Here is an 11,496-nt window from a genome sequence, read left to right as displayed (position 1 = left end):
GAAAAAGCCGACGGATTTCCGTCGGCTTCCCCATTCATTTCATTGATTAATAGCCGCAACCGCCGCTTTTGTTTTCAGCTTCCATGCCACTGCCGGTTTTTCCAGCTAAGACATCGCCATCTGTTGCTTCGATGATTTGATCCGTAATCCCGTTCGAAATCGTCACCGTGATGTACTGAAGTAAGCCGTTGACTTCTTCTTGTGACTCTTGGAACTGTTGGACGACCGGCATTTCATCAAGCTCAGCAAATAATTTATCCAGTTTTGCTTCGACACGTGCGAGTGCCTCGGTTTTTCCGTAGTGCTGGCAATTGACTGCTTCTTTTTGGAGGAACTTGATTTGCTTCATCATCTTTTGGACTTTTTCATTGCCATTGATGTTGGCTTCGGCTGCTTTAAAGCGTTCCACTTCTGATGTTTCAGAAATCATTTTAGCGATTTCATTTGCTTTTTCGATGATTTGTTCATCTGTATACATACACATTCGTCCCCTCTATGTCGAGCGGTCAGACCGCTACTCGTCGTTTCTGCGAACGATGACTCGTTCTGTCGCATTCATTATACCGTTCTCACTAGAGGGTGACAAGAATTGTTCCTTATTCAATCGAACGCCACAATAAGTAAGCAGCGTGACTGCGGTACGGGGCGAATTGTTCGGCGAGAACCATCGCTTCATTGACAGTCGGACGCTCGCCGTTCAAGCGTTCGAACGCCCGTAAGATTCCGATGTCGGACGACGGAAATAAATCACTCCGTCCGTATCCGAACATCAACACATTTTGGACCGTCCAGGGACCGACGCCTTTTAAGGCAATCAATTGTTCCGCGATGACCGCATCTTTCGCCTGGCGGAGTTGTTCAAAATCGAGTTCGGCGGTCGCCGCCCGTAACAAATAATCGACTTTACGGCCCGATAGCTGCAGCGCCCGTAGTTGTTCTTCCGAAGCACCCGCCAGTTCAGCTTGCGTCGGCGGGAAAACAACGCCGTCAATCGTCGTTCCGAACGTTCGAAAGACCCGGTCCGTCAAGACGCGTGCGAACGACAGATTGATTTGCTGGTGAATGATGGACCGTATCAAGGCCGTAAAGGGATCGACATCGAGCACCAGCCGTTCCGCACCAAACGTTTCAACAATCGGAGCAAGCGTCGTCTGCTTTAGTTCGTGCGACGGGTTCGGTTCATTCAAGCGAAACCGCCGTTGCATCGCTTCGACCATCACGTCTTTCGGTCCGTCCCCTGTCAGCACGATCGTCCGACGGTCTTTCGCCCCGATTTGACCAATCCAAGGCTGGGCGTCAACACGAATCGGAACCCGTAAACCGTCTCCTGTCCGTTGCTGTAACGCGTCATTCAACAGTCGGGTCCGGATGCCGTCAAAATCATAATCCGAGGTCAAAATCACTTCCTGTTGCCACATCAAAAGTCTCCTTTTACGCGAAAAATAGTTTGATTCCACCTAACAATAAACCGATGAAGAATCCGCAAATCGCTCCGTTGACTCGAATCCATTGCAAGTCGCTGCCGACTTTATCTTCAATCATGTGGATCAATGTGTCTGTATCGAACCGGTTCAAGTTCTCACGGACGAGACCACCGATCCGGGCATGGTTTTGGTCGACGAACCGGACGAGTTGTTTTTTCATCCAACGGTCACTCTCATCTTTGAACGTCGGGTGATGTTCCCACTCATCGAGTGCCTGGTACATCAACGGGAGGGCCCGTTGTTCCCAAAACGCATCCGACACTACATACGCCTCAAGCTCCGCAATGCCTGACGTATAGGCGCGGTCGAGGATCGGTTCTAAATCGATCCGCCCGATTTCTTGCATCTTCCACGCGTCGATTTTCCCTAAGCGGACATCGTCTTGTGCGAGCTGTGCCAAGTTACGCCGAATGTGATCGATGATTGCCAGTCGATTCGGATGGTGGACGTGTTTCATGTCTTGAATCACGCTCAAGAGGACACTTTGGATGACAAGACTGAGTCGTTCCTCCGAATAGACTTTTTGGACCGTTTTCGCCGTCACCCGCAGGAACGTATTTTTTTCTTGATCGATCATCGCCTGATAGGCCAGGCGTCCGATTTGATCGCGGATGACCGGGTCTTGGAGCAGTTTTTGACCATAACCGAGCAGTTGATCAATCGCCAGCTCGTCGAGTTTGCGCTCGTCGTTTAAATCAATCAACCGGTCGGCGAGTTTCTTCGCCGGATATTTCTCAATCATGTCGACAATCCGTGCGTCGACCGCCTTGATGATCGATTCGCGCGGCAACTTCCGTAAGATGCCGACGAGCAGCTCCGTCACGGTCGACCGAAATGCAGGCACGAGTACAATCGAGCGTAACAACTTGATGAAATGATCGGCGAGTGTCTGATGACGTAACTTTTCGACGATACTTTCTTTATTCAATAAATCTTTTTCAAGCATCTGGACAATCGATTCGATGACACGCTCGCGATTTTTCGGCAAAAGATTCGTATGGGGAATCTTTAGACCGAGTGGATGCCGAAACAGCGCCGTAATCGCAAACCAATCGGCGATTCCACCGACGAGTCCCGCTTCAAAACCACTCTGAAGCCAAAAAATCCAAGCATTTTCTTTAAACGGTAACGACACAAAAAAACCGACTGCCATAAATATCAAAGAAACCGTCGCGAGACGTCGCGTCGAAGTTTTTGGTGTATTCAACTCTTGTTGCAAAACACTTCCTCCTTTTCTTAAAAAGGGATTGGTTACGCTTATACTTGATTATACGCTATCCTGCCCGGATAAGTTTCGACGTGAAAGAGCCCCAGCCAGATTTGACCGGGACTCAGCTATGTAGTTAAAACGTATACTCTCCAAAATTCTGTCCATCCCATGTTGCCGTCGCCGTCGAGACGAAATAAACTAATCCGTTACCGAACGTATTTTCCATCAACGAAACGAGTTGTTGTCCATTCGTTTGTTCGACGAAAGCTAAACGTACTTCTTCTTTGCCTTGGTAAATCCGTTCATAAACACTCAGTCCACGGGCATTGATGAATGTCCGTGCTGTCATGAAGACGATTGGACCGACTTCAGGACGGCGCTCTTGGATGAAGTCTTGACATTTTTCCTCGAATTGAATCACGCTGCTTCCTCCCTCTCTTTTTATGTGCATGATTACTTAGTTCCCACTTCTTCCCCATCATAATCCTGTTCTAATGAAAAAGCGACCAAACGGCCGCTTCTTTCATTATTTCACAAAGTCGGTCAGAGCTCGACACCAAACTGACGTGCGACATGAATCGCAGAGGTCGTTGCCCCGATCGTCCCCGCTCCCGGAAAAACCGTATCGCCGATCACGTAAAGATTCGGCACACCTGTCCGAAACGATGCCGCCCGAAACAGGCTCGTCGACGGCAGTTGCGGATACCCACCGACTCCTCCGTCCGGTCGCGATGTATACCGGACCCAAGCCCCCGGTCCACCCGGATGGCGTTCAATCGCCTGCTCTTGAAAACCAGGAAACTCCTGCTCGACGATCGTCTCAAATACATCTTGCATCGCCGTGACTTGTTGCTGATAGTGTGTCTTGTCCTGTTTATCAAAAAACCCAATCGGAACGTGACACGACATCGTCAACGTCCGGACGCCGTCTGGTGCACGATTGGTATCTCCTTGACGTGACAAGGAGATGAAGGCATGACCGGACGGTAAACGCCGGTCATGGATTTGACGAAAGGCAACATCCTGCGCAACGAGGTGCTCCGGAAAAGCAGCGTAATAAGTGAACGTCGCCCATTGTGATAACTTTTCTTGCCGGGTATAGTTTCGTTTTAAAATCCGCTCAAGTGACGGACTGACGATACGTTGCACCGCTTCGAGCGGCAGTGCCCCGATGACCGCATCGGCTAGAATAAAACGTCCCCTGCGGTCTTCTAGTATAAATCCGTCCGCTGTTTGTTTGATTGACGTAATCTTCCGACCGAGGAGCACCGTTGCCCCGTCCTGCTCCGCCGCGTCTTTTAATACTTCTGCCACTTTATATAAACCACCGGGGACGTAATAGGCGCCTTCATGATAAATCGATAGGGCGACGGCACCGAGTAACGCCGACGCTTCTTGCCCCGTCTGCATGCTGTCGAGTAAAATCCCATCGATTAACTCCGCGAAGGTCGTCCCAGATAAACCGTGACGGCGCAGCAAATGTCCGACGGTCTGTGTCAAATACGGCAACAGCGGAAGACTCGACCGGACTTCCTTCACAATCAATTGTGCATCCCGGAGCGTCCGGAGCGGGAGCGCCGGCAGCGCACGCATGAGTGGTGCGACATGCCGTTGAATTTGATCGATTTCCTCAAAGAAGGTACCAATCGCATTGGCATTCTCTTTAAAAACGTTTTTTAGCTCGGCGATGAACCGGTCACGATCACGGAAATAAGACACATCGAACCCGTCAATTTTAATCGTCATCACAAGATCGAGTAATTCTGCTTCGAGACGCAAGCCTAAATGGTGCAAGACACGGTCATGAATGCCACCCGGTTGGAAGCCCATCCCGAGCGTCGCCCCGACCGGATACGTCAAGTCTTTCCGGGTGAACTTGCCGGCCGATCCCCCCCATTCACGACTTGCCTCGAGCAACGTCACGTCATGTCCCTCTCGCGCAAGCAGCGCAGCCGCTGTCACTCCCGCAATCCCACCACCAATAATCGCGACTCGTTTCATTGCTCCTTTTCCTCCTCTGCGACTAGATTTTCTTTAAACAAGAAATCCCGGACTTCACGGAAGACCGGTTCACGCCGGTGAATCGTGAAGTGGTCGTATTTATAGGACTTCGTTTGAATATTGTCCGTATAGTTCTCAAGTGCAAACGAACTTTTTAAAGGAATCAAGTTGAAGTCGCCTCCTTTGGCACCAAAGGAATAGACGAGGACGTCCCGCGGCCACGTCTCAAGCCGTGCTTTCAACCGTTCGATTGCCTTTGATTTCTCCGCTAAATCTTGAATCGCGGGACTGTTCGTATTCGTCCCGAACGGTGCAAGCGTCAAACCGAGTGTCGCATAATCAGAACCCCCGATCGGTGCATCGAGCGTGACGACTTTACGAATCGTATAGGGCAGGTTCTCATTCAACGTATATTCGACGACGTCGACGCCCCCCATGCTGTGACCGACGAGTTGAATGTCTGTAAATACTGCTTTCTGTTGTTTATCATACTCGGCGATTGCTGCTTCAAGCCAGACTTGCTGCTTCGCGAGGCTCGCTTCATCATCTTCAAAAATGATCCGGACGAGCGGATAGCCCGTCGAAGAATTGTGAATTTTACATGTCACGTTTCCCGTCCGCGAAACATCACACCGTCCACCGTCATCCGCCAGTTTCTTTTTCGTAAAGTTTTCAATCATCGGTAAGAAGGTCCGTTCCGTCCCGAATAAACCGTGCACCATGAACGTCGGGGTGATTTCCCCTTTTGATTCGGTGACGATTTGAGTTGTCGGTGGTGGTGCACTTGCCGTCTCATCGGCAAAGATTAACCATGCCCCACCCCCAAGTAACAAACAGACGAGGAGCGAGATACTGATCGTTTGCAGTTGTTTTCGCCGCAATTTCCGGACGTGGTGAATGATCCAGAAGATGAGTAAACCAAGTCCAATCAATAAGACGATTCCCGTGATGATCCAGCCGGTTGGATTGGGGACATAGGCGACGAGTTGCAGTTGATTGTCTTTCGTCCCGTATAGCTTCCATGAGACATCATTGTAATTCGCCCAGTCAATTGTTTCAGCATTTTGCAGGGCGACGACTTCCGGAACATGCAACTTGACTTCAATGTCGGCCTGGCGAATGTAGCGATCTGCCAACTTCTTGATTTGTCCTTTCGGATGATAGCCTTTGATATTTAAACGATCGATGCTCAAGTCAATATTTGTATTTAAGCGATACGTATTAAACCAAAATCCCTCATGCTTTTTGACATCATACGTCGTATCGGGTGGAATCAAAATTCCGCCAATGCCCGTCTTCCATTCATCTTTGATCGATGCCAAGTCTTCGAGCTTCGCAAACTTCTTTTGCATATGAATGCCTTCATAATCATCTTTCGTCTTAAAGGTCGATGCCGCATACCCATTTTTTTCAGCTTGTTTGGCGTACATCTCCCAGTCTGGATTAAAGTTCAACAGTCGGGCGACTGGATGCTCTTTTGCTGCATACGTCGTTTTTAAGGTCACACTTTGATCGAGGTGAACCGTTGCATCATACTGAATCCGGATGCAACCACCGAGCAAAAGTGTCAACACCATCAGCGACAAGAGAAGCAGCTTTTTTTGTATCGTCATAAAGCACGTGCACTTCCTTTCTGATGTTCTCTTTTCCCTATCTTACAATTGAAAAAACAGCCGAATCCATCTTCGGCTGTTTTTGATCGACTTAAATCAAATTTAATTCTTGTCCGACTTGCTTAAAGGCTTCGATTGCTTGTTCCAAGTCGTCCCGTGTATGCTCTGCCGTGACGATTGTCCGGACACGTGCTTTCCCTTTCGCGACCGTTGGGAAGGCAATCCCTTGCGCGAAGACACCGTGTGACCGCAATTTGTCGGATAGCTCATGACAAAGGGCTTCATCGCCGACGATGACGGGCGTGATTGGTGTTGTCGATGTCCCGATGTTAAAACCAAGATCACGTAACCCTTGTTTGAAGAACTCCGTGTTTTCCCAGAGACGGTCGAACAGTTCCGTTTCTTCTTCCATCACACGGAGCGCTTCGCGGTTTGCTTCGACGACAGCCGGTGGATGTGACGTCGAGAAGAGGAAGGGACGTCCTTTATGAATCAAGTAGTCTTTGACATGCTGTTCACACGCGACGTACCCGCCGAGGACACCGATTGCTTTCGACAATGTTCCGACCTGCAAGGCGACGCGGCCATCCAGTCCGAAGTGATTGACCGTACCGCGGCCACTTTTTCCGAGTACACCGGATGCATGGGCGTCATCGACCATGACGAGCGCGTCGTATTTTTCAGCGAGCTCAACGATTTCAGGTAAAGGTGCGATGTTCCCATCCATCGAGAAGACGCCATCCGTAACGACGAGCCGTGTCCGCGCGTCTTGCGTTTCTTGCAATGCCGCTTCAAGGTCTGCTAAGTCGACGTGGTTATAAATGCGGCGTTTCGCTTTCGTCAAACGAATCCCGTCGATGATTGAGGCATGGTTCAATGCGTCAGAAATGACGACGTCTTCCGGTCCAAGCAAGGCTGACAAAACGCCAAGGTTCGTCGCAAACCCTGACTGGAACACGAGTGCTGCTTCTGTATGTTTAAATGTCGCGAGTTCCTGTTCGAATGCTTCATGCATCTCGAGTGTCCCGGCGATTGTCCGGACCGATCCCGTTCCTGCACCGAATTCAAGCGCTGCATCCGCTGCCCGTTTTGCGAGACGCGGGTGTGCCGCGAGACCGAGATAATTGTTTGACGACAGTTGAATCAGTTCTTTTCCATCGATTGTCACGCGATTGTGTTGTGCACTTTCGAGTGGGACAAGCTTGCGGAATGTCCCCGCTGCCCGCATATCATCTAATTCTGTCCGTAAGTGTTCGAAACCCATCAATTCGTCCCCCTTGGTTGTAGTACAACTTTTCCACATTTCCCTTGACGCATCAATTCGAATCCTTCTTCAAATCGTTCGAGTGGTAACGTATGTGTGATCAACGGTTTGACGTCGACTTTTCCACTTGAGAGGAAAGCAGAGACTTGGCTCCATGTTTCATACATCTTCCGTCCCGTGATCCCTTGCACACGAACCCCTTTAAAAACAACATGATTCGTCAAGTCGATTTCGACCGGTTTGACAGGAAGACTTAAGATGTTGACATCTCCACCTGCCGTCACCATTTCGAAGGCTTGACTGATTGCGACGGGATGACCACTCATCTCACAGACGACATCGATCCCGTCGCCGTCCGTCATCATCATGACCCGTTCGATGACATCTTCATGGCGTGAGTCGATGACGACATCCGCGCCCATCGTTTTCGCGAGCTCTAAGCGGTACGGATTGACGTCAATCGCGATGACTTCTGCCGCTCCTGCTGCTTTCGCAACGGAAACCGCCATCAAACCGATTGGACCACAGCCGACGATGGCGACCGTCTTGGCACTGACGTCGCTTGCGAGTACCGTATGGACGGCATTCCCCATCGGTTCTTGAATCGATGCGATACTTGCCGGCATCTCTTCCGGGTTGACCCAGAGGTTTTCTTCCGGCATGACGACATACTCAGCAAAACAGCCCTGTGTGTCGACACCGATGATTTTTGTATTTTTACAAATGTGGTACTGTCCGCGCAAACATTGTTTACACTGATGACAGACGATATGCGTCTCAGCCGAGACATGATCGCCGAGTTTCAGCCGTTTCGTCCCCTCACCGAGTTCGACGACTTCTCCTGAAAACTCATGACCGAATACATAAGGTGGATTGACGCGCGATGCAGCCCAGGCATCCCACTCATAAATGTGGACGTCCGTCCCACAAATCGATGTCGCTTCGACACGGATCAATACTTCGCCACGCCCCGGTTCAGGAACAGCAACTTCTTTTAAGACCGCTCCGAAACCACGCTCTTGTTTGACGAGCGCTCGCATCGTTTTTGTCTTTGTCGTCTGTTCTACCGCCGTCACTAATTTCGTCATCATTCCCCGACTCCTTCATGGGTCATCCCGCTTTCTCTAATTCGGTAATGACCAAATGTTTAGCATCCCCAAAAAACCAAACCATTATTCGTCTCTATTTTACATGAATTCAGCAGCGAGTTGGTTAAATGTTTCTTCATTCATCTCAAGATCAGCAAAGGTCAGCCCGGCTTTATCATACCCATCGATTTGTGATTGGTAGTCGAGTCGTGACTCGTCTTGATAAATCAGACCCATGACGAGACCGTCGTGTTCATGGACGACACGTTTCGCTGTATCGAGATTCGACGCATCATATCCTTCGATCTCATCGAGCTTTGTCAAGTTTTGTTTGAACCAATCATACGTATTGACCTTGTTAAACGTCACACACGGACTGAACACATTGATGAAAGCAAACCCTTTATGTGCCGTCGCCTGTTCAATCAAACGTGTTAATCCTTTTAAGTCGTTTGAGAAACTTTGGGCGACGAACGTCGCGCCGGCCGTCAACGCGAGTTCGACAGGTGAAATACTTTTCTCAATCGATCCCTTTGGTGTCGACTTCGTCTTGAATCCAGGAGCAGATGTCGGCGACGTCTGCCCTTTTGTCAAGCCGTAGATTTGATTGTCCATGACGATATACGTCATGTCGACATTTCGTTTAAAGGCATGGACCGTGTGCCCCATTCCGATCGCAAACCCATCTCCGTCTCCACCAGACGCGATGACTGTCAACTCACGGTTTGCCATCTTGACGCCTTGGGCAATCGGGAGTGAGCGACCGTGGACGCCGTGAAACCCATACGTATTGATATAACCAGAAATCCGGCCAGAACAGCCGATTCCGGAAATCAAGGCGAGTTCTTCCGGCTCAAGACCAACGTTTGCGACTGCACGCTGAATTGCCGCTTGAATCGAGAAGTCGCCACATCCCGGGCACCAGTTTGGTTTGACATCATTTCGAAAATCTTTAAAGGTTGCCATTGAGAACGCCTCCTGCTACTACTTGTTCGACGACTTCCGCCGGATAGAACGGATCACCATTGAATTTCAAGATATGCTCAATCTTGTCTGCACATCCGCAATTCATCTGAATTAACTTCGCGAGTTGGCCGGTCGCATTGTACTCGACGACAACAACTTTTTTCGCCCGTTCGAGGTGTGGACGGACGAATTCGCTCGGGAACGGATGCATCTGACGAATATGCAGATGATCGACTTTGATGCCGTCTGCTTCTAATCGTGGCATCACTTCTTCAATTGTCCCGCGTGTCGAGTTAAAACCAACAAGTAAGATGTCTGGTGTTTGATGGTGCTCCGTCACGAGGACGGCGTCCGCTAGGCGGAATTGGTTCAGTTTACGTAAGCGCTTCGTCATTTGATCGACCCGGTTCTTCGTTGCTTCCGAGGGACGTCCTTCTTCGTTATGTTCGACGCCTGTCACGTGATGAATCCCGTTTTTCGTCCCGGGAACGACGCGTGGACTGATGCCGTCTTCCGTCACTTCGTAGCGCTTGAAATAATCTTTCCCGGCAAGTTCCGGTAAGTCGCCTTGCAGCAGTTTCCCGCGTCGGATTTCGACCCGTTTTAAGTCGAGCGGTTCGACCGATTGTTTTCCGAGCGACAACATCAAGTCGGTCAAGAGGATGACGGGACATTGATACTCTTCCGCGATATTGAACGCTTCTGCCGCATCATAAAAGGCTTCTTCGACCGTAGACGGTGCGAGGACGACTTTCGGAATCTCACCGTGTGTGCTGTAAATCATCGCCATCAAATCCGATTGCTCTTGTTTCGTCGGAAGTCCCGTTGACGGTCCCCCCCGTTGTGTATCGATGATGACGAGTGGTGTTTCTGTCATCCCGGATAACCCGATGGCTTCTGCCATCAACGATAATCCCGGTCCGGCTGACGCCGTCAAGGCACGGACACCGGCATAGTTTGCGCCGATTGCCATCGTCACGGCAGCCAGTTCATCTTCCGTCTGGACGACCGTTCCACCGAACTGTGGTAATTTTTTGATTAAGTACTCCATGATTTCTGACGATGGTGTAATCGGATAAGCTGCCATCAAACGGGCTCCCCCTGTCACAGCACCGAGGGCAATCGCATCGTTTCCGATCATAAACATGCGCTGTACCCCATCCGCCGGCTCTAAGATGAACCGTTCTGCGTCGAGTGCCATCGTTTCAAAGGCAGCTGCCCCTTCGCGAATTGCCGACAAGTTCTTTTCGACCATCTCCGGACCCTTTCGTCCGAAAATTTGTTCGACGACGGCTTCAAACCGTTCCGGATCAATTCCGAGAATCGCGCTCGATGCACCGATTGCAACCATATTTTTCATTAAAGCAGTTCCGAGTCCAGCCGCGATTTCCGTAAACGGTATCGGATAAAGAACGGCACGCGAATCATCCGGATTCGTCGGATTGAACTTCGCATCAGCAATGATGATCGCCCCTTGGCGTAACTCATGGAAATTGACATCAATCGTCTCTTGATCGAATGCAACTAAAATGTCGAGATCGTCCGCGACCGTCCGGACTTCATGTGTCGCTACACGAATCTTATTGTTCGTGTGACCGCCCTTGATTCGTGAAGAAAAGTGACGGTATCCATATAAATAATAACCAAGGCGGTTGAGGGCAATCGCAAAAATCTCACCTGTCGATTCGATTCCCTCACCCTGTTGACCGCCCACTTTCCATGATAATTGATTGTACATCGACGTTCGCTCCTTCTCTGTCCCCTGAAATGATGGAAGCGTCTTGCTTCACTATCCTCCCTCATGATACCGATTTACAGATAGTTGTACAATCCTCCTCGTGAATCTACTGAAAATTTTGTTCATTGTTCG

Annotated in this window: 10 protein-coding genes; all 10 read right to left on the bottom strand. The window is 49.9% G+C overall.

The annotated features are described in order from the left end of the window. Positions 1–46 precede the first annotated feature (46 nt). Complete coding sequence (locus tag KNQ04_RS05630; protein WP_029333202.1) at positions 47–484, bottom strand: YlbF/YmcA family competence regulator; 438 nt, start codon at positions 482–484, stop codon at positions 47–49. A 112-nt stretch (positions 485–596) separates the two neighbouring features. Then, positions 597–1,418 (bottom strand): DNA-3-methyladenine glycosylase family protein, encoded by an 822-nt coding sequence (locus tag KNQ04_RS05625; RefSeq protein WP_214847938.1) that lies wholly within the window; start codon positions 1,416–1,418, stop codon positions 597–599. 13 nt (positions 1,419–1,431) lie between these two features. Continuing rightward, positions 1,432–2,703, bottom strand: a complete 1,272-nt coding sequence (locus KNQ04_RS05620; RefSeq protein ID WP_214847936.1) for a DUF445 domain-containing protein — start codon at positions 2,701–2,703, stop codon at positions 1,432–1,434. A 124-nt stretch (positions 2,704–2,827) separates the two neighbouring features. After that, entirely contained in the window at positions 2,828–3,115 is a 288-nt protein-coding gene (locus KNQ04_RS05615) for a hypothetical protein (RefSeq protein ID WP_214847935.1), read from the bottom strand. 122 nt (positions 3,116–3,237) lie between these two features. Continuing rightward, a complete protein-coding gene (locus tag KNQ04_RS05610; RefSeq protein WP_214847934.1) occupies positions 3,238–4,695 on the bottom strand; it encodes a phytoene desaturase family protein in 1,458 nt (485 codons plus the stop codon). Beyond that, positions 4,692–6,308, bottom strand: coding sequence for an alpha/beta hydrolase (locus tag KNQ04_RS05605; protein WP_214847933.1), 1,617 nt, complete (start codon positions 6,306–6,308; stop codon positions 4,692–4,694). The genes KNQ04_RS05610 and KNQ04_RS05605 overlap by 4 nt, the downstream gene beginning before the upstream one ends. A gap of 91 nt (positions 6,309–6,399) precedes the next feature. Beyond that, the gene (locus tag KNQ04_RS05600; RefSeq protein WP_214847932.1) at positions 6,400–7,572 is read right to left on the bottom strand and encodes a glycine C-acetyltransferase; all 1,173 of its coding nucleotides are present in this window, start codon (positions 7,570–7,572) and stop codon (positions 6,400–6,402) included. Further along, the gene (tdh, locus tag KNQ04_RS05595; RefSeq protein WP_214847931.1) at positions 7,572–8,663 is read right to left on the bottom strand and encodes an L-threonine 3-dehydrogenase; all 1,092 of its coding nucleotides are present in this window, start codon (positions 8,661–8,663) and stop codon (positions 7,572–7,574) included. Before tdh ends, KNQ04_RS05600 begins: the two co-directional genes overlap by 1 nt. A 96-nt stretch (positions 8,664–8,759) precedes the next feature. Next, positions 8,760–9,626 carry a 2-oxoacid:ferredoxin oxidoreductase subunit beta gene (locus KNQ04_RS05590; RefSeq protein WP_214847930.1) on the bottom strand — a complete coding sequence of 289 codons (867 nt, stop codon included), beginning with the start codon at positions 9,624–9,626 and terminating at the stop codon, positions 8,760–8,762. After that, positions 9,613–11,364, bottom strand: a complete 1,752-nt coding sequence (locus KNQ04_RS05585; protein WP_214847928.1) for a 2-oxoacid:acceptor oxidoreductase subunit alpha — start codon at positions 11,362–11,364, stop codon at positions 9,613–9,615. Before KNQ04_RS05585 ends, KNQ04_RS05590 begins: the two co-directional genes overlap by 14 nt. Positions 11,365–11,496: the final 132 nt, after the last annotated feature.

Origin of the sequence: Exiguobacterium sp. s193 (assembly GCF_018618755.1) — a bacterium.
Classification (GTDB): domain Bacteria; phylum Bacillota; class Bacilli; order Exiguobacteriales; family Exiguobacteriaceae; genus Exiguobacterium_A.
Note: the sequence above shows the minus strand (reverse complement) of the source record. Positions and strands in the feature narration are given on the sequence as shown.

What these genes read in the sequence shown, in the direction of transcription:
- KNQ04_RS05630 (WP_029333202.1), bottom strand. Translation starts at nt 484, where the DNA reads ATGTGTATGTATACAGATGAACAAATCATCGAAAAAGCAAATGAAATC.
- KNQ04_RS05625 (WP_214847938.1), bottom strand. Translation starts at nt 1,418, where the DNA reads ATGTGGCAACAGGAAGTGATTTTGACCTCGGATTATGATTTTGACGGC.
- KNQ04_RS05610 (WP_214847934.1), bottom strand. Translation starts at nt 4,695, where the DNA reads ATGAAACGAGTCGCGATTATTGGTGGTGGGATTGCGGGAGTGACAGCG.
- KNQ04_RS05605 (WP_214847933.1), bottom strand. Translation starts at nt 6,308, where the DNA reads ATGACGATACAAAAAAAGCTGCTTCTCTTGTCGCTGATGGTGTTGACA.
- KNQ04_RS05600 (WP_214847932.1), bottom strand. Translation starts at nt 7,572, where the DNA reads ATGGGTTTCGAACACTTACGGACAGAATTAGATGATATGCGGGCAGCG.
- tdh (WP_214847931.1), bottom strand. Translation starts at nt 8,663, where the DNA reads ATGATGACGAAATTAGTGACGGCGGTAGAACAGACGACAAAGACAAAA.
- KNQ04_RS05590 (WP_214847930.1), bottom strand. Translation starts at nt 9,626, where the DNA reads ATGGCAACCTTTAAAGATTTTCGAAATGATGTCAAACCAAACTGGTGC.
- KNQ04_RS05585 (WP_214847928.1), bottom strand. Translation starts at nt 11,364, where the DNA reads ATGTACAATCAATTATCATGGAAAGTGGGCGGTCAACAGGGTGAGGGA.